Raw genomic sequence first — 22,279 nt, 5'->3', positions numbered from 1 at the left:
GTGCGCTCCATGTGTGGGGTCGGTGGACAGGAATGGACGTCTGGCAGGACAGAGGGACGGGGCCCCACGTCGGGCCTACTCGCCCGGCGGGACGGGATCCCCGACCCGATCCCAGTCGCCCTCTTCGGGATCCGCGGCATACACAGCGCTGGCCAGGCTGGCCACGTGCTGGTCGGCCCCGAACTCCACAGGTGGAACGAAACCGGGGACGGAAACGCCATTCATGGCGTTCAACGCGTCGACCACGCCGCTGGGAGTGAGTTCGTCGGCTTCCTGCATTGCCTGCAGGAGCACCGCGGTATTGACCAGGCCGAAGAGGTCAAAGGTTTCCGCCGGCCGACCGTGCGCAGCCTGCACCGCCGCGTCAGCGGCGTCGAAGGTCGGGTCGCCGGGGTGGGCGTAGTAGTCGGCGGCGTAGAAGTTGTCCGCGCTGCCGCCAGCGATCTCGAAGAAGGGGGCCCCGACCGACGGGTTGATGGCGAAGGCAGGGATGTCCTCGGCGCCGAGGCGACCGAGCTCGCGGCGCAGCAGCCCGGACTGGGTGTAGATGCACACGCAGGCGACGGCATCCGCGCCGGAGTCCACTATGGCCTGGACCTGGGCGGAGACGTCATCACTGCCCCGCACGAACGACTCGCGGGCCGCGACCTCAACGCCGAGCGACGCGGTGGCAGCGTCGAAGCCGCTCAAGCCGGACTCGCCGAACTCATCATCTTGGTACAGCACGGCCGGGCGCTGAACGCCGAGTTCCTCCACCAGGTGCTGGACCCCACGTTCCATCTGGGCGGCGTAGGGCACCGCGGCGACGAACACATGGTCCTTCGTTGGGTTGTACATCTCCTCAGACAGGCCAAGAGAGAAGCTGATGACCTCCTCCTCCTCCACCAAGTCGAGAATGGCCCCGAACGCGGCCGAGCCGTGCACGCCAGCGAGGGCGAAGACGTTGTCGTTGAAGATCAGCTTGTTCGCCGCTGCCAACGTCGCGGAGGGGTCGGACTGGTTGTCCTCATAGACGACCTCCACCTGTCGGCCCTGGACGCCGCCGTCGGCGTTGACCTGCTGCACCCAAGCCTCGACGCCGTCACGCATCAAGACGCCAGCGGCGTTGTACGGGCCCGACAGGTCCAAGATGGCTCCCAGGGTGATCGTCTCCTCTCCGATACCACGGACCGTCGAAAGCCCGCCTGCCTCCTCATCGGCGTCCTGGGACCCCGAGTCAGCGTCTTGCGACTCCGAGACCGGGTCCGCGGAGGTGTCGGATTCGCTGCCGCAGGCGGCGACGAGGAGTACCAGTGACAGAAGAATGGTCATGGTCCGGAAGGTGGTCAGGAAGCGCACTGATCGGCTCTTTCTCTCGTCGTTCACGCAGTTCGCGTGGCCCAGTGATTCGGAAGCGTAGAAACGTTCAATCGATTAGTCAATCACTTTTCGACCGTTGTTCAGACTCTTGATCTGTCCGTCGTCGCCGTTGACGTCGGCTGAGTGGGCGTTTCCCGCTCGATCGGGGATGAAAGGCAGTCAGCCCGGCCCCTCGTGGGGCCGGGCTGACGAACGGGTGGAGTTGGCTCAGGCCAGACGGAAGTACGGCATGACCCGCGTTCTCCCTTGCTGGTCGGGGAGTACCTCGCGGACGACGACCTCTACCTTGCTGCCGACCTCGACGGCCTCGGGTTCGCAATCAACGATGGCGGTGAAGAGACGGATGCCGTTGTCGAAGTCCACGAGCGCATAGACCAAGGGCGGATCGAACCCAGCGGGGACCCCGGCGACCTGCACGGTGAAGCTGTACACCGTGCCGACCGGCGGCATCTCCTCCCAGGCAAGGTTGTCGGACATGCACTCGGGACACACGCTGCGGGGCGGCCAGTGCACCGCGCTGCAGGCGTTGCAGGTAGTGGTGGTGAACCGATCCTCGCGGAGGTTCTCGTAGAAGGGCGCGAGCTTGTTACCGTCGGTGTACTGCTGGGGGAAGGCGTCGAGGACGGTCCAGTAGGCGGTGTCGGTGGTCATGCGGCCGCGACCTCATCGGTTCCCCAGAGCACGCAGTGCGCCTCTGAACCGATGTTGCTCATCGTCAGCGACATCCCGACCTGCGCCCCGTCGACTTGGCGCTCGTCCGCCTCCTCACGCAACTGGACGAACATCTCGTGGGCCTGGGCCACGCCGGTCGCCCCGATGGGGTGACCGCATGCCAGCAGCCCGCCACGGGGGTTCACCACGACCTTCCCACCGTAGTCCGAACCGCCACTCTCCACGAAGTGGCCGCCCTCGCCGCGTTCACAGAATCCCAGACCTTCGTACTGCAGGATTTCTGAGATCGTGAAGCAGTCGTGGGTCTCCAGTAGGTCGACGTCGGACGGGGACAGGCCGGCGGACTCGTAAGCCCCCCTGCCCGCCTGCTCGATCGCCGGCCAGTATGACCAATCGCGACTCATGTTGGCCATCGTGTAGGCATCGAAGCCCTGCCCAGATCCCAGCATCCAGACGGGGTTGTCCGACAGCTCCTTGGCCCGGTCCTCGTTGGCAAGGATGACCACTGCTGCCCCGTCGGTGTTCGGTGCACAGTCAAAGAGCTTGAACGGGGTGGCGATGGGGCGGGAGTTCATTACCGCGTCGAGGTCCGGACCCTTGTGGAAGTGCGCGTACGGGTTCTTCATCGAGTGCGCGTGGTTCTTCACCGAAACCATGGCGAGCTGTTCTTCGGTGGTGCCGTACTTCTGCATGTGGGCCTTGGCGGCCAGGGCGAACGCGCCCGGCGGGGTGACTCCCAGAGCCCCCTCCCAGTCACGGTCGAGTCCGGCGAGCGCGTTGGTGAACACCTCTCCGGGGTTGGGCAGGAGCATCTTCTCCACACCGACCACTGCCACGACGTCGGCGGCGCCGGCGAGTATGGCCCATTGTGCGGTGCGGATTGCCGCGGTTCCGGAACCGCACTGGTTCTCGACCCGCTCGAACATGCGAGGTCGGATGCCGAGGGTCTCTGCCAGCAGCGGCGCGACCTTGCCCTGGTAGGCAGACCGCTCCGGATAGACCGAGGAGGCGATGATGCCGTCCACGTCCTTGGGCGTGAGGTTGGGGTTGGAGTCGAATGCGTTCTTGCCGGCTTCGCTGGCAAGGTCGCGGTAGGTTGCCTGTCGGGCTCCCCACTGGGTGACCCCTGCGGCGATCATCGCCACCTTCGGTCGCTGAGTGCTCATGGCTGTGCTCCTTTTCTGGTGTAGCAGTTCGTTACGCGCGGATCATGACTTGCATGCTGGAGGTGACGACCGTCTCCCCCCGCTGGTTGGTAATGTCGATGTCGAACGCCACGACCCCTCGGCTGTCCTTGGGAGTGATCTCGGTCACGGTCCCGTTCGGGGTGATGGTGTCGCCGAACTTGACGGGCGCGGTGAAGCGGGTGGCGCCGAATCCCAGCGCTGCCACGACGTCGTAGTCCGCGAGTTCGTTGGCCAGGAAGCCCGCGCCCACGACGAAGGTGAGGAGTCCGTGGGCGATCCGCCCGCCAAACGGTGAGCCTGCCGCGAACTCTGCATCGGTGTGCAGGGGGTAGAAGTCACCGGTCAGTCCGGCGAACGTCATCACGTGCCACTCGCCCAACGTGATCGACCGGCCGACGATCGTCTCGCCGGACTCGATGTCATCCAGCTTCTTCTTGTTCGCCATTACGGCTTCCCGATGGAGAAGCCACCGTCCACGCCGAGGACCTGACCCGTGACGAAGCCGGCGTCATCGGAGGCGAGGAACGCCACGGCTGCGGCGATCTCGTGCGGTTCTCCGAAGCGACCGAGGGGCAGCATCTTGGTGAACGTGTCCACGAACCGGTCGTCCAGTCCCTCGAGGGCGCGTGTGCCGGCTGCAGCGGGTGACACGGCATTGACCCGGACGTTCTTGCGCGCGAACTCCTTGGCGTTGCTGCGGGTGAGCCCGACGACCGCCGCCTTCGCGGCACTGTAGTTGGCCTGCCCGATGTTGCCCCCCAGCCCGGCTTGGGAGGTGAAGTTGATGATGCTCCCCGAGCCCTGCTCCTTCATGTGGGTCCAGGAGTGTTGGGTCATCCAGAACGTGCCGTAGAGGTTCACCTTCACCACGAAGTCAAACGTCTCTGGGTCCATCTTCTCCACCAGGGAGTCACGCCAGAGACCGGCGTTGTTGACCAAGACATCGACGCGTCCCCAGCGTTCCGCCGCGTGGGCCACGACCTCCCCTGCCGCATCGCGGTCAGAGATGTCGGCCACCGTCATCGCGATGTCGTCGAATCCCTCGCCGTTGAGAGCTTGCACTGTCTCCTTGGCGGGGCCCTCGTCGACGTCATTGACCATCACCTTGGCACCCTCGCTCGCCAGGCGTCTCACGATTGCTCGCCCGATCCCACGTCCGCTGCCCGTGACGATTGCCACCTTGCCCTCTAGCCTGCTCATGCTCTCTCCCTTGTCGGCTGCCAACGAGCTGTCGGCAGCGTGCGTTTACCCAGGTCGGATCTCGGTCCTGCGCTCGGAACTGGTTGCCGGTGAGGCTCCTCAGATGCTGAGGATGTGGACGGAGTCGGCGGCCACGTCCCCGCCGACCCACCCCCCGCCGTTCTCGGCCAGGGCGACCCGTGGCGCGTCCACCTGGCGGGCCCCCGCCCGGCCACGGAGCTGGGTGCACAGTTCATAGATCTGTGCGCAGCCGGTGGCTCCAACCGGGTGTCCGCGCGCGATCAGACCGCCGGATGGGTTGACGGGCAGTTCGCCGTCGCGTTGGGTGGCCCCGCTGCGCACCAACTTGGGGCCGTCGCCGGGACTGGCCAGCCCGAGGGACTCATAGCGCATGACTTCCGACGCGGCGTTCGCGTCGTGGAGCTCGACCAAGTCAAGGTCCTCCGGCCCGATGCCGGCTTGTTCGTAGGCGGCCTTGGCCGCTCGCTCGATGGCACCGGGTAGGCCGCTGTTCGGGCTCGATCCCGACACCAGGACCGACGCCCGTATGGTGACGGGTGCGCTGTCGGGGAAGCGGTGCAAGGCGTCCTCGGCCACGAGGAGGACGGCAGCGCCCCCGTCGCCGATGGGTGAGCACATCGGTACCGTCAGCGGCTCGGCGACCGACCGCGCCCCCAGGATGTCTTCAGGCGTGACCAATGCGTTGCCGTACTGTGCCAAGTCGTTCAGGGCACCGTTGCGCTGCGCTTTGGTGGCGACCATCGCGAAGTCGGTCGCCGTGGCCCCCGTGTTGGCCATGTACCGGCGGATCCGGGAGGCATAGTGGGTCATGAACGGAGACGGGGAGTTCGTGTCGATCGGCTCCTCGACATCCATGGCTGTGGCGATCGCCAGAACGGCCTTTCGCTTGTCCTCGTGGGCCATCTTCTCCGCCCCGAAGGCCAGCGCCACGTCGACCTGGCCCGAGGCAATGGCCATCCAGGCCAGGTGCAGCGCCGTGGCCCCTCCCGCGCAAGCGTTCTCCACGTTGACGACGGGGACCCCCGAGATCCCCGTCTCGGTCAGTACCACCTGCCCACGCACCATCTCCTGCCCGGTGATCAGACCAGCGATCGCGTTGGCCGCGTACACAGCCTGGACGTCGCCGGCCACGGCGCCGGCGTCGGCCAGAGCCGAATGGATCGCTTCGGCCCCCAACCCCTTCAGGTTGCGGTCCAAGAACTTCCCGAAGGCCGTCTGTCCGACCCCTGTAACTGCCACCCTGCGCACGCTCGACTCCGATCCGACTCCTGCTTGCCTTCCGGCCACGATGACGACTACGATAGAGTTGATTGATGAATCAAACAAGTCCCTTCTTGGAGGTCACATGGTTCGCGAGGTCGGCTACGCCTTTCCCCCCAGCACCTTCGAGGTGACGGCCGCACGGGTCGAAGAGTTCGTGCTCGCACTCGGCGTCGCCCCGGAAGACGGTTGGGTCGCCCGAGACGGGGCGCCGGTCCCCCAGGGGTTTCTGATGTACGTCACCACCTATGGCGCGCATCCAGTCCACGACGCCATGGAGATCGACTTCATGAAGGCGATGTATGGCGGGGCCGAGGTCGAGCTGCACGCACCGGTGCATGTGGGTGACGTCCTCGACGTCCAACCGGTCGTCTCCGACGTGCGGACCAAAACGGGCCGAAACGGAACGTTGACGTTCGTCGAGCTGACCACTGACTACACCGCTTCGGACGGCACGCTGGCCGTACGGGAGCGCTCGACGACCATCCAGAGGGGCTGAACCATGACCACTTTCTCCGCAGGCGACACGGTTGCCACCCTGGAATCCGAGCCCATCGGCCGTATGAACATCGCCTACATGGCGGTGGCCATGCGCGACCCAAATCCGGTTCACGTCGAAGACGACTTCGCCCGCCAGACCGGCATGCCCGGTGTCATTGCTCACGGGACCTTCGTGCTGGGCCTTGCCGGGTCCATGCTCACCCGGGAGTTCGGTGTGGATGCGGTGCAGCGCTGGCGAATCGACCTGACCGCACCAGTCTTCCCAGGCGACACGCTCAGCGCCGAGGCCGTCGCCCAAGAGGTGGACGGCGACCGATTGGCCGTGCTGCTGGCAGTTCGCAACCAGGACGGCACCGTTGTCGGTCGTGGCGATGCCACAGTGCGGCTATGAAATCCGAAGCTGGCGCAAGGTCAGCGATCGCGACTTGCAGTGTGGCCCGCCAGGTCTTCGTCGGGGATGATGATCTCTCAGGGTTGATCTTCTTCGACACCTATCGGCGTTGGATGTCGGAGGGCGACCAACAACTCTTCACCCAACAGGGGCACCCCGTCTGGGAAGATCTGTCCGCCGGGTTCGGGGCACCGGTGGTTCGATCGGAGCTCGACTGCCATGCTCCAGCGCGTAGCGGGGACCTCATGGAGCAGGAGATCGTCCTGCACGCGGCGGGCCGCTCGAGCTTCAGCACCACCCATCGATTCACTTGCCGAGGGTCGGTTGTTGCGACGGGCAAGAACATCCGTGTGTGGGTGGACCTGGCGACCATGACTCCGTGCCCCGCACCTGATTGGACGCGGCTCCGCTCGGATGATCCTGACCCGTCATCGACTGACGTTCGATTTATCGAATAACCGTCGGCCACGGTAGGGTGGGTCGCATGCGAACAAGCGGCAAGTCAGTGGGTTCAGCACGCATAACGGGTTACCCGGAGCAACTTGGCGGTCACTGCGGCTCCGGAGCCATGCGAGACCTTCTCACCTGGGCCGGCCTGGACTGGGGGTCGCCGCTCAGCGAGGGGCTCGTCTTCGGCCTCGGAGGGGCCTTGACATTCATGTACCTGCGGGTACCCGACCTGGGAACGCCGATATACCTCGTCGGGCGCAATGCCGACTTCGAAGCGAACGTGTGCTCGAGACTCGGCATCACGACGTCCAGGAAACAGACAGACGATCCGGGACTAGCCTGGCGCTGGGTCACCCATCAGCTGGATCAGGGGCAACCGGTCATGCTGAACGCCGATATCGCGTTCCTGCCCTACCTGCGTGTACGGCTTTCCAACACCCGACACGACATCGTTGTGATCGGCTACGACGAAAACGCGGGGACGGTGACAGTCGTCGACAACGACCGACTCGACCCACAGGTGCTCAGCATCGATGATCTTGACCGCGCCCGGTCCTCCATCGGGTTTCCCGATCCGGTCCGCTACGCGACATGGCCGATGCGCTTCCCATCCGAACTGCCGGATCTGGAGACGGCAGCCAGGTCCGCGGCCCAGGAATCGGCACGTGGGATGCGCGAGGGCGCTGGGCAGAGCCTGGATCCGCTTGCAAGGCCGGGGAGTTCCGTCACGGGGAGCGGCCTTCCGGGCCTGGACACGTTCGCGACCGACCTGAGGTCCTGGCCGCAGACGATGGATGCGGAGTCCCTGGCCCAGTCCCGCCAGGCGTTGGCTGTCTTCATCGAAAAGGCAGGAACGGGCGGTGGGCTCTTCCGACGACTTCAAGCCCAGTTCTGCAAGGACGCGGCGTCCCTCCTCGACAGCGAAGCCTTCGCGCTCGCGGGCCGATCGTGGACGGACGCGGCCCGTGTCTGGTCAGAGTTGGCTGCTGCAGCTTCCAACGACTCGGTACCGCAAAGCGACCTCGCCGATCTCGCGAACGAGCTCGTGAATATCGAACGTTCGGCCTGTGGAGACCTAGAACGAGCAGCAACGTCCAGCTGGCACGGCGACGTCAGGATCGACCGGTGACTGCCGGCGACGGAGAACAAGATCCTGCGGCGCTCGGCCAAGCGATCAAAGAGGCCTTCGCGCAGAGGGAGTGGGTCGCGGGAGATCGCTTGCCGTCGCACGCCGCGTGGTGCTTCGTGTGCGGGAAAGACAACCCGTCGGGTCTGGGGCTGGAGGTCTTTGCCGCCGAGGGCCAGTCTGTCAGTGCCACACAGCAGTTCGACGTCTCCCACGGTGGCGCCCCGGGGGTGGCACATGGGGGGGCCGTCGCCGCGGTTCTGGATGACCTGTTCGGATTTGTCCTGGTCCGTGTCATGGTGCCTGCCGTGACACGGGACCTCCGTGTCACCTATCGATTGCCGACGAGACTCGGTGTCGATACCGAGCTCTCCGCAACGCTCGTGGAGCGTCGCGGGAGAGACTTGTACATGGAGGCATCGGCAAGCCAGGCAGGGCGTCGGATCGTCACGGCGTCGGCCCACTTCGTCGAAGTGGACGTCGCGCACCTCTTCGACCCATCCGCCCGGTTCGACCTCCAGGATTGAGCGTCCGCCTGTGCTTTGCCTGACCATTGTCGACGAACCAACGGGGTTTGGCTCCATTTCGTGGGGGACTGCGAGTGTGCGGATCTTCGCCGCAAAGGGTGGTTGAGACTTCTTGGTAGCTCGGCAGGTAGTCGTTGCAGCCCAGTCACTCGCCCAACTTGCCGTTCGCCGACTCCACAACGTCAGGCCAGCTCGGCGGTCACCCGATCGCAGGGCCGGCGCGGACTGTGCGGTACTCTGGCGTGGCCAGGGCGGCTCGCCCGCGATTGGGCATGCTTGCCCGAACGTTCTGCACTGCTGAGTAGCGCGGAACCGGTCGACGCCTCTGACCTCCATTCGGCCCGTCTCGGTTCCCTCGCCGTGGGGTGTCGTTCGCCCTCTTTGAACCATGGCGCCATAGTGATGGCACAGGAGGCACAGTAGCTTGGCACCAGACAATTGTCGTCAGTCGCGCCGGCATGAGTTGCGACGCGAGATGATCTTGAAAGCGGCCGCGGAGGAATTCGCGCTGCAGGGGTTCGCCAACGCGACATTGGAACGCATAGGCGAGCGAATCGGCTTGTCCAAGGCCAGCCTGTACTACTACGTCAGCAGCAAAGAGCAGTTGTTGGCACTGATCCTGGAGCAGGTGACGTCCCGTATCGCCAAACAGGCGGCTTTGACGGAGGGATCTGCGGAATCAAAGTTGCGAGCGTTCGTGAAGGCTCACGTGACAGTCGTCGCAACGTCCGTGGAGGGTCAGGTACTGGGTGAGAACGTGAATGTACTGCTGGATCGTTCCACGCACGAACAGTTTGCCGATGTCCGAGAGAGACATGAGCGTCGGCTGATCCAGATCCTGCAAGAAGGGATTGAGGCAGGTGAGTTCAGGTCCTTGCCGGTCAGGCCGGCGGTAAAGCTCATGTTCGGTGGATTGAACTCCATTCCTATCTGGTACCGGCCCGAGGGGACGCTGAGCTTGGATGCGCTGACCCAAGAAGTTGTCGATTGGATGCTCGGTGGGTTGACAATTGGAGATGGTCCTCGGTGAGCAGAGCTGAACGGTGTTACCGCAGCAGCGACGCGCGGTACGCCTGCGAAGGCGTCCATGTCATCGGTGGAAGTGAACGCACGGCCCGCCAGCACCTGGTTGCGGGCGATGGAGACCTGACACTCGACACGGCCCTTGCCGCTCGTGGATCGTGGTCGCCCGCAAGTAGCGGATCGATCCGCAACCACGCATCGATCACCGCCGTGAACGGATCGATGACCCGGCCAGGCGACCGGCGCCGGGGCCCGTACTTCGGCGGCTTGCCCTGCTCATCGGTCAGGGACTTCTTGGCCGTTCGCCAGTCTCGCCGATCTCCTTCCACGTCGCGCCAGCCTCACGCAACGCTCGCATCGCGCGTAGCTCCATCCATGCCTCCTGGGTCATCCTGAAGGCGGTCCTCATCCCGGTCCTGACAGCAGCCCCTGACAGTACGGGGGGCTGGACCGCCTACGCCGTCCACCACGGCAGGCTCTTTGTCGGCGAGCCCGCCAAGCATGGCGAGCAGCGCACCACTCCCCTGCTCGGCCCGCTCCCCCAGCGACTGGCCGCCTACCTCGACCGCCTGCAGCTCGACACCGGCGACCTGCTGTTCCCGGCAATCGGCGGGCGTCAGCTCCCGGCAGCCAAGGTGCAACGCGCCAAGGAGCTGCGCGAGATCGCCGCGGACCTGGACGTCTCACTGGCCACGGCCCGCGAGTACACCCGAGCGAAGGTCGACACCAGAGACCTCGCGAGACCGACCCGGTCGACCGCAACCACTACCGCAACCGCATCTGGAACCCCGCCGTCCAGGCACTCGGCATGCCGGACAGGCAGTTCCGCGATCTCCGCAACTCCTGCATCCGCGCGCTGCTGACCCGGGACATCGAGATCCCCTCGGCCGCGAGGTAGTGCGTAGGGAGCCGGCATCGCCCGGCGGATGTCGGCGACCAAGGGCAGGCCAAGAACCATGCTGGCCCTCAGCAACCGTTTGGGACGCGCGCGAGACCGGTGGCCCGGAGCTCCGGGGGCCAGCCGAGGTCCGGGATCTTCCCGACTCGGCCATCCGATGGATGGAAGCGCGCAACGCCTTGTCAGGCCGAGGAGCCCCTGAGTTCAGCGGACAAGTCACTGTGGTCCCAATAGGCGTCGGGCATATGGCGCAGCGTCCGAGTCAGCGACGCCGCTGTGGCTTGTACCGCCCCGGCAAAACGTTCGCTTCGCTTGTGGATGGCATGCGAGGTCACGGAAAGGGCGGCAACAGCCTTGCCGTCCCGGTTGAACACTGGAGCCGCGACGCAGGACACTCCCACCTGGCCTTCTTGCCAGTCATAGGCGAGACCGGATCGGGCGATTTCCTGGAGGTCCGCTACAAGGCGCGCCTCGTCCGCGATGGTGTGGGGGGTACGCCGGGACAGGCCCGCCTGGACTGTGCGCCCCAGCGCCTCCGGCCGGTGGGCAAGAATGGCCTTTCCTACCGCCGTGCAGTGCGCCGGCATTCGTCCGCCGATCCGGGTAGGGCAACTTACGCCGTCATGGCCAGTGATGCGTTCGAGGTAGATGACTTCGATGTCGTCCAGGACCCCGAAGTGAATGACTTGGTGGGTGGCCTCGTAGAGGTCTTCTATGAAAGGAAGCGCGGTCGATCGGAGCCTCCGTTGGCTCGGGACGAGGTTCCCGAGCTCGAAGAGCCGCATCCCCAGCCGGTAGCAGCCGGCGGAACCGCGCTCGAGGACCCCCTGCTCCAGCAAGTGGGCGGCCAGTCGGTGCACGGTCGTCTTCGGCAGGCCGACGCGCTCAGTGATCTCCGCGAGGCTCAGCTCGTGACGTCGACCATCGAAGCAGAACAGGATCGAGAACGCCCGCCCAACAACAGACGTCTCCAAGGGGTCTGATGACAACATCATTCGGCTCCCGCGTGCGAGGCCACCGCCAGAATGCGGCGCTCTAGGATTCTGGCGCCACCCTACCATCATTCTATTTGTAATGTGATAGTTGGTTTTTCGACCGTCGGTCGAAGGTCGGCAGGAGTGGGAGCTCGACTCGGGCCGTGGATGGCTCAGGACGAATCCCACGCCACGCGATCTTGCAGACGCTGCATTTCAATCCCAGGAGCGCGGTCCGTTGCGGCTCCCTCGCAGCGGTCGCTGACGTGGAACCAGGGGTCATGACGGAACCCTCCGATGCGACGGCGGCGCCCCCGCCTGAGCGCCTTGACTGATGGCCGAATTGGCGAACCAGGTCTCGGCTTGAAGGTCTACGTCGCCGAAGGTCAGGCCGTTCGTGCCATCCAGAGGTTCGACATCACCCATGGTGGCGCGCCCGACGTTGCACACGGCGCGCCGTAGCGGCGATTCTGGATGATCTCTTCGGGATTCGTCTTGGTACGCATCATGGTCCCTGCAGTCACGCGCGACCTACACGTCACCTATCGACTGCCCACGCAGCTCGATGTCGATACCGAACTCTCCGCAACGCTGGTCGGTCGTCGCGGGCGCGATCTGTACATGGAAGCCTCGGCGTCCCAAGCCGGGCGACGGATCGTGACGGCGACAGCCCGCTTCGTCGAGGTTGATCTGGCACATCCGTCCAACCCGGCGGCGCGGTTCGACACGCGGCGATGACCATCTGCGGCGTTCGACACTAGCAGCGGTTCGGGTACGTGGCTTGCGACACATTCCTCAATGCACCCGCAGCGAGGAGGAATGGCCCCTGGACGGCATGTAGTGCTTGGCAAGCCGACTCTGGAGGATTCGACCCGACGTGCCTCTCTCCCCTGCTGCCTTCGCCTGTCCTACGGCTCGATGGAGACTTATGCGCCACCCGACTTCAGTTGCAGCGCGACGTCGATGATCATGTCCTCCTGTCCACCGACCATGCCTCGGCGTCCCAGCTCCAGGATGATGTCGCTCGACGACACGTCGTACCGGCTCGCAGCCGCCTTGACGTGATGCAGGAAGGAGCCATAGACCCCCGCGTAGCCGAGAAGCAGCCCGTCTCGGTCGATGACCCCTTGGGTGGGTTGAAGCGGGCGGACCACGGTCTCGGCAGCATCGATGACGCTGAACGTGTCCACGCCAGTTGGGATGTCCTGCCGGTCACAGACCGCCACGAGTACCTCAGTGGGGCAGTTGCCCGCGCCCGCGCCGAGCCCGACGCTGCAGCCATCGATTTGGTCGACGCCCTCTTCAAGGGCTCCGAGGGAGTTGGCCACCGCCAGGGAAAGGTTGTTGTGGGCGTGGATTCCCACCTCGACGTCCAGGCCCGCCTTGAGCGTGGCCACGCGTCGCTTCGCCTCGCTGATGGTCAGCGCACCGGCAGAGTCCACTACGTAGACGCAGTCAGCACCATAATCCTGCATCTTTCGGGCTTGCTCGAGGAGGTCCTCCGGCGACAGCTTGTGGGCCAGCATGAGGAAACCAACGGCCTCCATGCCCAGCTCCTTCGTGAGTCCGATGTGCTGCTGGGTGACGTCGGCCTCGGTACAGTGCGTCGCAATCCTCGCGATCTGCACGCCCTTCTCCGCCACCTCGCGCAGGTGGTCCTTCAACCCGATACCGGGCACCATGAGGACCGCGATGCGGGCCCGCTCGGCAGTCTCGACGGCCACGCTGATGAGATCCATCTCCCGGGTTCCGGAGAAGCCATAGTTGAACGACGACCCGCCCAGTCCATCTCCATGGGTGACCTCGATCACCGGGACGCCGGCCTTGTCGAGGGCAACGACAACCGATCTCACCTGTCCGGCAGTGAACTGGTGATGGACCGCGTGGGACCCGTCCCGGAGCGTCGAGTCGGTCAGACGGAAGGCGGGCGAAGCGTTGGTGGTTGCAGTGGTCATACGGAAACTCCGGAGGGGATGGCGGACTCAGCCACGCGCACCGCAGAGGCGGTCATGATGTCGAGGTTGCCTGCATACGGCGGGAAGAAGTCCCCTGCGCCTGCGACTTCGAGGAGGACAACCACGCGGGTCGTAACCTCGCCACGCGGTGTGTCGTAGCGACCATTCTCGAAGACAGGGTCGGCCACGAGGCGGTAACCCGGTACATACGCCGACACCTCGGCCACCATGCGGTGAATGGAGTCGACGATCGCGTCCTTGTCATGGTCTTCCTCGACCGCACAGAACACCGTGTTGCGCATGAGGATCGGGGGGTCAGCGGGATTGAGCACCATGATGGCCTTACCGGTCTGGGCGCCGCCCACCTCAACAAGGGCCTTGGAGGTCGTGAGTGTGAACTCGTCGATGTTCTGGCGCGTCCCGGGGCCCGCTGACACCGACGCGACGGACGACACGATCTCGGCGTAGCGAACCGACGAGACCCTGCTCACCGCATGCACCATCGGTACGGTTGCTTGTCCTCCACACGTGATCAGGTTCACGTTGGTGGCGTCACGGTGCTCGTCAAGGTTGACCGGCGGCACCACCAGTGGTCCGATTTTGGCCGGAGTGAGATCAACGCAGCGCATCCCCGCGGCCTCATATCGCGGGGCGTTCTGACGATGGACCCATGCCGAAGTGGCCTCGAAGACGGTCGTGACCCCGAGGTCCTCGACATTGGCCATAAGCCAGTCAACCCCCTCATCCGTGGCCGCCAACCCTTCCCGGCGGGCCCGGGCCAAACCTTCAGACTTCGGGTCAATACCAACCATCGCCACCGGATCGAGGTGTGGCGATCGCAGGAGCTTGTACATCAAGTCGGTGCCGATGTTCCCGGATCCGACGATTGCGCAGGGTACTGAACTCATCTAGTCCTCACTTCCAACGTTGTTGGTATCGTCTTGGTTTGTATCTCGGAGAGGTCACACGAATCGAACGGTGACGGCACCGATTCGGTCGAACTCTGCTCGAACCAGGTCGCCCGGCTCCACCTCGAACGCGCGGTGCAGCGCACCCGTCATGATTACGTGGCCCGGCTGCAACTCCACGCCGTACGGTGCGAGCGTGTTGGCCAGCCACGCAACAGCGGCCAGCGGACTGCCGAGGGCCGCGGCACCCGCCCCGGTGTCCTCCAATTCACCATTGCGCTCGACCATCATTCCGGACAGCCGTAGGTCCCAGCCTTCGAGCGGGGCGAGGGTTTGACCCAGCACGATGGCGCCCGCACTGGCCAGGTCAGCGACCGTGTCAGCCAACCGGATCTTCCAATCCTTGACCCGGCTGTCGACGAGTTCCAAGGAGGCCACAGCCCCCGCGACAGCCCGGCCCGCCTGAAGGGTGGTCACGCCCGGGCCACGAAGCGGTTCCTTGAGGACCAGCGCGATCTCGGCCTCGATCTTCGGCTGGATGAAGCGGGACAGGTCAACCGGGGACGACTCGTCGTGGACCATGTGGGACAGGACCGGTGCGAAGTCGGGTTGGTCGACCCCGATCATTTGCTGCATCGGGCGGGAGGTGAGGCCGAGCTTGTAGCCGACGACTGTCGCACCGTCCTGGCTGAGTCGCTCGACCAACCGGGTCTGCACCGCATAGGCGTCATCCACGGACATGTCAGGTAGCTCGTCGGTGAGCGGGTCTATCGCCTCACCGGTCTGCATGGCCGTGTACAGCCGGTCACCCATGTCTTCGTGGAGGCCCATTTGCTCGTGCACCCTTCAATCAACATCTCTGCCTCGGTCAGACCGAGGCAACCCATCGGTATCTCGCTTCGCAGCGTACGGACGGGCCAACCGGCGGGACATGGACCCGTTCCAGTCAACGGAAGGGCGTATCCACTGCGGGGAGGTGCACCTCGCCGACGCGGCGAAACCCAATGGGTACCTCCAGACCAATCTCTGGTGGCTCCGCCCATGGCCGAGTCGTGGTCAGCACCAAACGGTGCCCGCTCTCGAACTCGACGTCAATCAGAAGATAGGGCTGGTCTGACAGGATTTGCGGGGGGGCGACACGATGGACCAACGAGGACGCGTGGACCTTGGCGCGTCGCGGCACTTCATGCCACACGGTGCCGACGGCGCCACATCGGTGACAGGCGACCTGATCGAGTTCGACCGGCCCCGCGCAGGCCTCACAGGACGGCAGCACCACGCGTCCGTTCGAAGCCGCCGCGTGGAATGGCTCGCATCGCTCCGTGACCGGTGGAGCGAGCGTGTCGTCGACAAGCCAATCACTCATGGTCAGTCCTCCCGTCGTAGGACGAGCGTGGAATGATTGTCCAGTCGACCGCCCATCGTTGCCACGAAGGCGGTCCGCGCGTCCGGGACCTGTCGGCCTGCACCGTCACCGCGCAGTTGGATGATGGCCTCCACGACTGGCGTCATGCCCTGGAGGTACCACCCCGATAGTTGCCCGCCGCCGGTGTTGAGCGGGAGTGTCCCGCCGGGTGCGCCATGGCCGTCCCGCATCCAACCCGCCGCTTCGCCGGGTGGGGCGAAGCCATGGGCTTCGAGCAAGCACAGGGTGACAATCGTGAAGGGGTCGTAGAGCTGAAGGACATCGATGTTCTCCCGTGTGATCCCGGCTTGCCGGAGCGCCGTGTCGGCTGCGGGGAGAACGTGGTCGTCGAACCAGCTCTCGGCTGGGCCCATTCGGCGACGGACCGGGTGAGCCCCTCCCTGACCGACGACGCGCACCGTGGGATGATCGGAACCCTTCGCGGTGACGACCAACGCCACGGCCCCGTTGACGGGCCGAGCACAGTCCAGCCGACGAAGGGGCGTGGCAACCATGGGGCTCGCGGTGTAGGCCTCCATCGTCAGCGGCTCGCGTGCCACGGCGAGGGGGTTGCCACTCGCCCATTGGCGCGTCGTCAGCGCGACGGTGGCAAGCGCCTCGGTGGAAAGGCCGTGGAGGGCCGCGTATCGCGCGGCGATCAGTGCATAAGCCGGGACCGCGCCGAGCAGTCCGGCGGACCGTTCGACCGCTCGCGGGTGCCCGCTCCCGACGTATTGCGCGAAGCCGGCACCGGCAGACCCCCCCTGACGAATCGGTGCATCAGCAAAGACGGCCGCGACGGTCTGGGCCGCTCCGGACTCAACCAACGCGAATGCGTCGGCCAATATCAGCGCCGCGGTCGTCCCTCGACACTCCACTTCCTTGAGCACGCCGAGCCCGTCGAGTCCAGCGGTGCGGGCCAGGTCCAATGACAGGCTGCCATCGCCTGGGACGCCACTGCGGTTGATGAGCAGCCCATCCAGGTCGGACAGCGCAACCCCGGCGTCAGCCACGGCGTCCCTCAAGGCGGCCACGGCGAGGGACACGACGTCGGGCCCAGGGGTGGTGGTCATCGGCGTCAGACCGAGGCCGGCGACTGACGCCCTCACCGCAGCGACCCTGCCCGCGCCGGGCTCAGGTGCGACCCTGGCCGCACGACCCCGGTCAGACCGTGCGACATCACGGAAGGAAGGCCAGGGTGCGCAGCGGCTTCCGCGGATCGACCAGCAGCACCTTCTTCTGACGGATCCCGAACCCTTCGTCCCGGGCGCGCAGGGCGTACTCGACCCGTCCGGACCACACGTGCTGCTCCCTCCGTGACTCCACCAGGACGAACGCCATGCGGACATCGACGCCTTCGTCACTGGCCGTTGCCGAGATTGTCCCGATCGTCCGCACCAACCGCGACGCGGGGATCTGGGCATGCCGCAACCCAGTCTCCAGCTGCGCCACGCGGCGTTCGATCCGGCGACGGTTGTCATAGATGATGTTGATGGCCGAGTCAGGATCATCAGCGGAGCGGTCCGACGCGGGGACCCAGTAGATCCCGTCGTCCTCCCACATCTCCAACCAGGACCGGTATTCGTGGGCGTCGAGCAACTCGGCCTCATGGTTGAGGAAGTCGTGGACGGCCAAGCGCCGTTCGACCGATAGCGTGGATGCGTTCATCAGCGTTCCTCAGGGACAACGTGGAGGACAACCCGGGCATCCAACGCCGTCAGGGTCCCGTCCAACGAAAGGGCGAGCGGATTGATGTCCACCGAGACGACGTCGTCGTGGTGGTCCAACCATGAGGCCAACGCCACGACCGCGTCCTCAATCGCGCCGCGGTGCGCCGTGACCAGAGGCATCCGCCCCAGGGCCGAGTGATCCAGCATCCAGGCGGCCGCGTCGCGCTCGAGGGGGATGGGAAGGGTGACCACCTCAGCAAGTGCCTCAGCCACCGAGCCACCCAGCCCGAGGACGACACAGGGACCCAGCGCGGGATCCCGTACGGCACCGAGCAGCAGCTCGACGGGCGCGGGCATCATGGCCTCGACGCTGACCACCGCCGAGGCATCGCCGTTGTCACGCGCCATGCTCAGCATGCGCTCCGCCGCTGACGTGACCGCCTCGGCATCGGTCAGTCCAAGGGCCACTCCCCCACCCAAGGTTTTGTGGTTGAGGGTGGTGGAAGACAGCTTCAGGGCCACCGGGCCACCGATGTCGGCGGCCACCTTGCCGGCCAGAGTGGCGTCGTCGACCACGTCCCCAGCGGGAAAGCCCAATCCGGCCGAGGCGAGTCGGAGGCGCGACTGCCAATAGGGCAGAGTGACGGGTGCCCCGGTGGTGACGCCGGGCCGTGACCCACTGAGATGCAGTCCCGGTAGTGTCGTGGAGGCGCGGAGCCACGTGTTGTACCTGGCGATGACCCGGGCAGCGAACGGACCCGAACGAAAGCGCGGGAACGCCCCCTGTCGGAGGTGGGCGATGCCCTTGTCATTGAGCCCCTCGACGTGCCGTGCTGCCAGAACGATCGGGACCGGCAGGTCCGCACTCGCGCCGTCATGCGCGCACTCATAGACGAACTCGTAGTTGTCGGCGAACGCGGTGATGTTCGCCAAGACGAGATCGATGTCGCGATCAAGGGTCCGCAAGTGGGTCAAGGTCTCCGCAATCGATCGTTGATCGGTCACGATCGCCCCACCAGTGTCAAGGGGATTCGTCGGCGGCACCATTCGCAGGTTGGCCCCGACCCACGCTTGACTCTCGTCGGGCAGGGGGAGGAGCGCACAGCCGCCGTCGTGAAGGACGTCGGCGATGAGCGCCCCCTCGGCTCCTGACGTCGTCATCACCGCGACCCGGTCCAGACCGCGGACGGTGGGTGGGAGCAGGTTCCTCAGTCCGATCAGGGCGGCGATCATGTCGATGTCGTCAACGACGAGCGCTCCCGCAGCGGCGAGCAGGTCCAGGCTCGGACCGGCGTCACCAACGATCGCCCCGGTGTGAGTGGCGACGGCCGCGGCTCCAGACGCCGTCCGCCCCAGACGCAACGCGACCACCAGCTTGCCGGTCGTGACCGCCCGCCGGACGGCCGCGACCATCGCGTCCGGCCGGGTGACGTCCTCCACGGCGACCACGATGGTGTCGATGTCGTCGTCGCCGGCCGCGTGGTCGGTCAGGTCCCACAGATCGACATCGAGTTGCTGTCCGACTGAGACGGTGTAGGCCAGCCCGACACCGTAGGGCGGCAGGAGGTTGGTGATGGTGGCGCTCAGCCCGCCGGACTGGGCGAACACCGCCACGTTCCCCGGTCCCAGGTTGCGAGAATGGGTCTTGGCCCCCCGCGGCACGAATCGGTCGCGCAAGTTTGAGAGCCCCGAGGTGTTCGGGCCCAAGAGCCTGACCCCGCTCGTGGTCGCGAGTTCGCGGAGCTCCGCAAGGTCCTCTGGCGGAAGGTCGGATGCAAAGACAATGATCGCGCCGACCCCGTGCGCCACCGCCGCCTGGCACTCCTGCACCACGAAACGGCTCGGGACGGCCATGACCGCCAGTTCGACCGAGCCGGGCGGGAGATCGCTCAAGGAGGCGACGCAGGGGAGTCCCGCGATGGTTGAGTGGGACGGGTTGACCGGATGGATGGTCCCGGAGAAGCCGAAGTCCACAAGGTTGCGCAGCGCCGCCCCGCCAAACTTGGTCTCCTCGGCAGTGGCCCCGACCACGGCCACGCTGGAGGGGCGAAGCAGGGCGTCAATCCCGCGTCGCTCAGGTGGTGTTGGACTCATGACACCATCAGCGACTTGTACTGGCGCCAGAACGCCCGCTGTGGGAGTTCACCAGTGAGATCGGGGTCGAGCTGGGCGTAGGAGAGTTCGGGGTCCGGGACAACTCCGGCGCGGCCGCGGGTCAAGTCGACCCATTCCGGCTGGTTCGCGCCGAAACCGGCTTGGTTGCGTTCCGCGATCTCTGAATCGTCAGCGATCAGCATTCCGGCGGGGCCCATGGCGGCTTCGGACCGCCGCAGCTGGCGGAGCGAGATGTCGTCGCAGCCTGGGATCGTGATGGCCGCCGTCCAACTGTTGGTCACGCCCGCCGATACCGGCTCGACCACGAAGATGTTGAACTCCGCGAGGAAGAGGTTGGGGAAGATCACGCCATGGGGCGGGCCGGCGACGAATCGGTCGTGGGCCTCCTCTTCTCCGTAGGCCTCCACCATGGCGCGGCTGTACTCCGGCAGCTTGGCACGGGTTGCGGACCCGATCCACAGGAACTCCTGGTCCTGACGCCGGTGCTCGGCCTCGAACAGGATCTCGGAGTGTCCTCTGCCGAGGTCCCGAACCGCAGCCCCACTCTTCTGTCCGTAGGTGATGCCCTTGCGCGGTCCGCTGGCCCCTTCGAAAAGGGAAGCGTGGGTGAACTGGACGTGGTAGCCGTCAACTTGATTCTCCATCACCGCCTTCCAGTTGGCGCCGAGGCGGTGGTGCAGCCAGCCCTTTCCAAGGCTGATCTCGCCGGTGGGCGACATGCCGGACAACCGCGCCAGCATGTCCAGCCCACCATCGCCCATGTGGGTGTCGAGGTCGGGGCCGTCCTCGGCCAGCGACACGAAGACGAAGCCGTGCCGAACCTCGCTCCGGGGGACGGGGGCCATGCTCATCGACTTCCGCAAGTCCTCCAGCGGTTCCTCGTACCCCTTGGCGAAAGGAATCCCCGACAGCTGGCCATCGTTGCGGTAAGTCCAGCCGTGATAGTGGCAGCGGTAGGACGTGGCGTTGCCCTGGTCGAGCACGCACACCCGGTTCCCACGATGGGCGCACCGATTGAAGAGCACCCGGATCTCCCCCTCAACCGTCCGTGACAGGATGAGGGGTTCCCCGGCGATGTCGCGGGTCACGTAGTCCCCCGGCTGGGGGATCTCGCTCGCGTGACCGGCGAACAGCCACCCCATCCTGAAGATGCGATCCATCTCCTGCTGGTAGACGGCCTGGTCGGTGTAGAGCGATCCGTGGACTCGCTCGTCAGTGATGCGATCACTCAACGTCAACATGCTGGCTCCTCCTCGTGGTCCGTGGGCCCGGGGGCAGACGTCCTCACTCCTCGGCGGCGATCGCCGCGTCGATGTAAGTGTGGTCGACGAAGTCCTCGTAGGCGATCGCGTTGTCCGCCTCGATTGATCCGCCCGCGATGAAGATGTCCATCGCCGCCTGGAAGGAGTCCTCGGGGAGGTGGAGGTCGTGCCAGACGTACGGCGCCAGGAGCGGGTCATCGATGTACAGCTCTATTGCCTGGATCAAGTGCTCGTCCTCAATCGTTGACGAACCCCCCTGCAGGATCGGGAGCGAGACCTCGATGACTTCGTCCCGGTTGGAGGGGTCTTCCACGAAGTCGATCAGCCGCAGGATCCCCCGCATGAAGCAGGTCAGCACGACATCGTTGGACTCGGCCCACTCACGCGAGGTGAGGATCTGCAGCGCCGAGATCTTCGGCACGTCGGTCCCTTCAGGAGCGAAACCGTAGGTGGTGAAGCCCTCATCGGCGGCCAGGAAGTTGGTCGGCGGGGCGGCCGGAAGCGCATCGATCTGTCCACCGCGCAGCGCGAGGAAGGCCTCGGCTGTTGCGCCTGCCTGGATGAACTCCAGATCGGTTTCCGGGTCCAGTCCAGCGAGCTCGGCCATTTGTCGGAACGCGTGGGCGTTGACGCCATTGACGTTGGAGACCCCGATCGTCGCACCACGAAGGTCGTCCCAGGTCTGGAACTCGGACGCGGAGATGGGTTCCCAGATCGAGGAGTTGACCGCACCGGCCACCGCGATCATGTCAGCGCCTTGGGAGGCCGAGATCATGCCCGCGGAGCCCATGACGTTGACCTCGAGTTCCCCGGCGGTCAGCCCGTTGAGCAGGTCCGTGGCGCTCGAAGCGGCAACGTCGTCGATCTCGATGTTGACCTCCTCGAAGTACCCGAATTCCTCGGCCATCGCGATCCAGTAGCCGGTTGTCATCCCGTGGCGCCCGGTCTGGAGCCCGACGGTGACAAGGGTGGGTTCCGACGCACCCGGTGCACATGGATCCTCAACCACGGTCGCCGTGTCGGTTTCAGCGTCGGCGGCGGTGTCGTCCGCGGATGCCGCGCTGTCCGCCCCGTCGTCGTCGCCCGTCGATGATGGTGCCTCGCTGACGCGTGCCGAATCGTCGTCAGCCGTCGCGGTGTCGTCGTCGCTGGACGAACACGCCGTGAGGCCACCCAGCAGCACCATGGTCAGGGCAAGAGCCCTTGTCCAAGTGAATCGGAACTCGGAGGGGATCAACATCGTGCGACTCCTGGCTCTAGGCGATCCTTGAATGACCGTGCAACGAAGGCACCGGACCGGCGGGTGGCTCGTCAGGGGGATTCTGGTCAGGACCGCGAAGCGGGAACACCGGGGGATTCCGGTCAGTGGCACGCC

At 65.6% G+C, this 22,279-nt stretch carries 22 protein-coding genes; 7 read left to right on the top strand and 15 right to left on the bottom strand.

The genetic code is table 11. The features are described 5' to 3' along the window. Nucleotides 1-75: 75 nt before the first annotated feature. The 6 genes from DVS28_RS09995 to DVS28_RS09970 all read right to left on the bottom strand — a co-directional run bounded on the left by DVS28_RS09995 (nt 76) and on the right by DVS28_RS09970 (nt 5,678). Nucleotides 76-1,338 carry an ABC transporter substrate-binding protein gene (locus DVS28_RS09995; protein WP_114591318.1) on the bottom strand — a complete coding sequence of 421 codons (1,263 nt, stop codon included), beginning with the start codon at nt 1,336-1,338 and terminating at the stop codon, nt 76-78. Between the two features lie 228 nt (nt 1,339-1,566). Next, a complete protein-coding gene (locus DVS28_RS09990; RefSeq protein WP_114591317.1) occupies nt 1,567-2,010 on the bottom strand; it encodes a Zn-ribbon domain-containing OB-fold protein in 444 nt (147 codons plus the stop codon). Next, complete coding sequence (locus DVS28_RS09985; protein WP_114591316.1) at nt 2,007-3,197, bottom strand: thiolase family protein; 1,191 nt, start codon at nt 3,195-3,197, stop codon at nt 2,007-2,009. Before DVS28_RS09985 ends, DVS28_RS09990 begins: the two co-directional genes overlap by 4 nt. A 31-nt stretch (nt 3,198-3,228) precedes the next feature. Then, on the bottom strand, nt 3,229-3,663 hold the full coding sequence (locus tag DVS28_RS09980) for a MaoC family dehydratase (protein ID WP_114591315.1): 435 nt from the start codon (nt 3,661-3,663) through the stop codon (nt 3,229-3,231). Then, nucleotides 3,663-4,418 (bottom strand): SDR family NAD(P)-dependent oxidoreductase, encoded by a 756-nt coding sequence (locus DVS28_RS09975; protein ID WP_114591314.1) that lies wholly within the window; start codon nt 4,416-4,418, stop codon nt 3,663-3,665. Before DVS28_RS09975 ends, DVS28_RS09980 begins: the two co-directional genes overlap by 1 nt. 99 nt (nt 4,419-4,517) lie before the next feature. Next, a complete protein-coding gene (locus DVS28_RS09970; RefSeq protein ID WP_281273551.1) occupies nt 4,518-5,678 on the bottom strand; it encodes a thiolase family protein in 1,161 nt (386 codons plus the stop codon). Between the two features lie 106 nt (nt 5,679-5,784). Here DVS28_RS09970 and DVS28_RS09965 point away from each other — a divergent pair, with 106 nt between their 5' ends. The 6 genes from DVS28_RS09965 (at nt 5,785) to DVS28_RS09940 (ending at nt 9,724) form a co-directional block, all read left to right on the top strand. Next, entirely contained in the window at nt 5,785-6,198 is a 414-nt protein-coding gene (locus tag DVS28_RS09965; protein ID WP_216826527.1) for an FAS1-like dehydratase domain-containing protein, read from the top strand. A 3-nt stretch (nt 6,199-6,201) separates the two neighbouring features. Next, nucleotides 6,202-6,591, top strand: coding sequence for a MaoC family dehydratase (locus tag DVS28_RS09960; protein WP_114591311.1), 390 nt, complete (start codon nt 6,202-6,204; stop codon nt 6,589-6,591). Then, entirely contained in the window at nt 6,588-7,049 is a 462-nt protein-coding gene (locus DVS28_RS30230) for an acyl-CoA thioesterase (RefSeq protein WP_425461042.1), read from the top strand. The genes DVS28_RS09960 and DVS28_RS30230 overlap by 4 nt, the downstream gene beginning before the upstream one ends. A 26-nt stretch (nt 7,050-7,075) precedes the next feature. After that, the gene (locus DVS28_RS09950) at nt 7,076-8,170 is read left to right on the top strand and encodes a BtrH N-terminal domain-containing protein (RefSeq protein ID WP_281273539.1); all 1,095 of its coding nucleotides are present in this window, start codon (nt 7,076-7,078) and stop codon (nt 8,168-8,170) included. Then, a complete protein-coding gene (locus DVS28_RS09945; RefSeq protein WP_164710333.1) occupies nt 8,167-8,694 on the top strand; it encodes a PaaI family thioesterase in 528 nt (175 codons plus the stop codon). The genes DVS28_RS09950 and DVS28_RS09945 overlap by 4 nt, the downstream gene beginning before the upstream one ends. A gap of 424 nt (nt 8,695-9,118) precedes the next feature. Then, nucleotides 9,119-9,724, top strand: coding sequence for a TetR/AcrR family transcriptional regulator (locus tag DVS28_RS09940; RefSeq protein WP_164710331.1), 606 nt, complete (start codon nt 9,119-9,121; stop codon nt 9,722-9,724). Between the two features lie 1,073 nt (nt 9,725-10,797). On the opposite strand, the gene DVS28_RS09930 is transcribed toward DVS28_RS09940, so the two are convergent. Continuing rightward, the gene (locus DVS28_RS09930) at nt 10,798-11,607 is read right to left on the bottom strand and encodes an IclR family transcriptional regulator (protein ID WP_216826525.1); all 810 of its coding nucleotides are present in this window, start codon (nt 11,605-11,607) and stop codon (nt 10,798-10,800) included. 456 nt (nt 11,608-12,063) lie between these two features. On the opposite strand from DVS28_RS09930, the gene DVS28_RS09925 reads away from it, so the two are divergent. Continuing rightward, nucleotides 12,064-12,327 carry a hypothetical protein gene (locus tag DVS28_RS09925; protein ID WP_216826524.1) on the top strand — a complete coding sequence of 88 codons (264 nt, stop codon included), beginning with the start codon at nt 12,064-12,066 and terminating at the stop codon, nt 12,325-12,327. A gap of 188 nt (nt 12,328-12,515) precedes the next feature. Here DVS28_RS09925 and dmpG read toward each other — a convergent pair whose 3' ends face one another. From dmpG to DVS28_RS09885, 8 genes are all read right to left on the bottom strand, one after another. After that, on the bottom strand, nt 12,516-13,544 hold the full coding sequence (gene dmpG / locus DVS28_RS09920) for a 4-hydroxy-2-oxovalerate aldolase (RefSeq protein ID WP_114591304.1): 1,029 nt from the start codon (nt 13,542-13,544) through the stop codon (nt 12,516-12,518). Further along, nucleotides 13,541-14,452 (bottom strand): acetaldehyde dehydrogenase (acetylating), encoded by a 912-nt coding sequence (locus tag DVS28_RS09915; RefSeq protein ID WP_114591303.1) that lies wholly within the window; start codon nt 14,450-14,452, stop codon nt 13,541-13,543. Before DVS28_RS09915 ends, dmpG begins: the two co-directional genes overlap by 4 nt. A 54-nt stretch (nt 14,453-14,506) precedes the next feature. Next, nucleotides 14,507-15,265, bottom strand: a complete 759-nt coding sequence (locus DVS28_RS09910; protein ID WP_216826523.1) for a 2-keto-4-pentenoate hydratase — start codon at nt 15,263-15,265, stop codon at nt 14,507-14,509. A 555-nt stretch (nt 15,266-15,820) separates the two neighbouring features. Further along, nucleotides 15,821-16,903 carry a thiolase family protein gene (locus DVS28_RS09905; RefSeq protein WP_216826522.1) on the bottom strand — a complete coding sequence of 361 codons (1,083 nt, stop codon included), beginning with the start codon at nt 16,901-16,903 and terminating at the stop codon, nt 15,821-15,823. 133 nt (nt 16,904-17,036) lie between these two features. After that, nucleotides 17,037-17,525, bottom strand: a complete 489-nt coding sequence (locus tag DVS28_RS09900) for an aromatic-ring-hydroxylating dioxygenase subunit beta (protein ID WP_114591300.1) — start codon at nt 17,523-17,525, stop codon at nt 17,037-17,039. Then, complete coding sequence (locus tag DVS28_RS09895; protein WP_164710329.1) at nt 17,525-19,564, bottom strand: acetate--CoA ligase family protein; 2,040 nt, start codon at nt 19,562-19,564, stop codon at nt 17,525-17,527. Before DVS28_RS09895 ends, DVS28_RS09900 begins: the two co-directional genes overlap by 1 nt. Nucleotides 19,565-19,617: 53 nt before the next feature. Beyond that, nucleotides 19,618-20,883: an aromatic ring-hydroxylating oxygenase subunit alpha gene (locus tag DVS28_RS09890; RefSeq protein ID WP_114591298.1), complete on the bottom strand. Its 1,266-nt coding sequence runs from the start codon at nt 20,881-20,883 to the stop codon at nt 19,618-19,620. Nucleotides 20,884-20,926: 43 nt separating this feature from the next. Continuing rightward, nucleotides 20,927-22,276, bottom strand: coding sequence for an ABC transporter substrate-binding protein (locus tag DVS28_RS09885; RefSeq protein WP_164710327.1), 1,350 nt, complete (start codon nt 22,274-22,276; stop codon nt 20,927-20,929). Nucleotides 22,277-22,279: the final 3 nt, after the last annotated feature.

Origin of the sequence: Euzebya pacifica (assembly GCF_003344865.1) — a bacterium.
GTDB lineage: Bacteria > Actinomycetota > Nitriliruptoria > Euzebyales > Euzebyaceae > Euzebya > Euzebya pacifica.
Note: the sequence above shows the minus strand (reverse complement) of the source record. Positions and strands in the feature narration are given on the sequence as shown.

Coding starts and splice junctions, on each gene's coding strand:
- DVS28_RS09985 (WP_114591316.1), bottom strand. CDS start 3,197: ATGAGCACTCAGCGACCGAAGGTGGCGATGATCGCCGCAGGGGTCACC.
- DVS28_RS09915 (WP_114591303.1), bottom strand. CDS start 14,452: ATGAGTTCAGTACCCTGCGCAATCGTCGGATCCGGGAACATCGGCACC.
- DVS28_RS09975 (WP_114591314.1), bottom strand. CDS start 4,418: ATGAGCAGGCTAGAGGGCAAGGTGGCAATCGTCACGGGCAGCGGACGT.
- DVS28_RS09950 (WP_281273539.1), top strand. CDS start 7,076: ATGCGAACAAGCGGCAAGTCAGTGGGTTCAGCACGCATAACGGGTTAC.
- DVS28_RS09965 (WP_216826527.1), top strand. CDS start 5,785: ATGGTTCGCGAGGTCGGCTACGCCTTTCCCCCCAGCACCTTCGAGGTG.
- DVS28_RS09910 (WP_216826523.1), bottom strand. CDS start 15,265: ATGGGTGACCGGCTGTACACGGCCATGCAGACCGGTGAGGCGATAGAC.
- dmpG (WP_114591304.1), bottom strand. CDS start 13,544: ATGACCACTGCAACCACCAACGCTTCGCCCGCCTTCCGTCTGACCGAC.
- DVS28_RS30230 (WP_425461042.1), top strand. CDS start 6,588: ATGAAATCCGAAGCTGGCGCAAGGTCAGCGATCGCGACTTGCAGTGTG.
- DVS28_RS09960 (WP_114591311.1), top strand. CDS start 6,202: ATGACCACTTTCTCCGCAGGCGACACGGTTGCCACCCTGGAATCCGAG.
- DVS28_RS09925 (WP_216826524.1), top strand. CDS start 12,064: ATGATCTCTTCGGGATTCGTCTTGGTACGCATCATGGTCCCTGCAGTC.
- DVS28_RS09890 (WP_114591298.1), bottom strand. CDS start 20,883: ATGTTGACGTTGAGTGATCGCATCACTGACGAGCGAGTCCACGGATCG.
- DVS28_RS09930 (WP_216826525.1), bottom strand. CDS start 11,607: ATGTTGTCATCAGACCCCTTGGAGACGTCTGTTGTTGGGCGGGCGTTC.
- DVS28_RS09900 (WP_114591300.1), bottom strand. CDS start 17,525: ATGAACGCATCCACGCTATCGGTCGAACGGCGCTTGGCCGTCCACGAC.
- DVS28_RS09980 (WP_114591315.1), bottom strand. CDS start 3,663: ATGGCGAACAAGAAGAAGCTGGATGACATCGAGTCCGGCGAGACGATC.
- DVS28_RS09990 (WP_114591317.1), bottom strand. CDS start 2,010: ATGACCACCGACACCGCCTACTGGACCGTCCTCGACGCCTTCCCCCAG.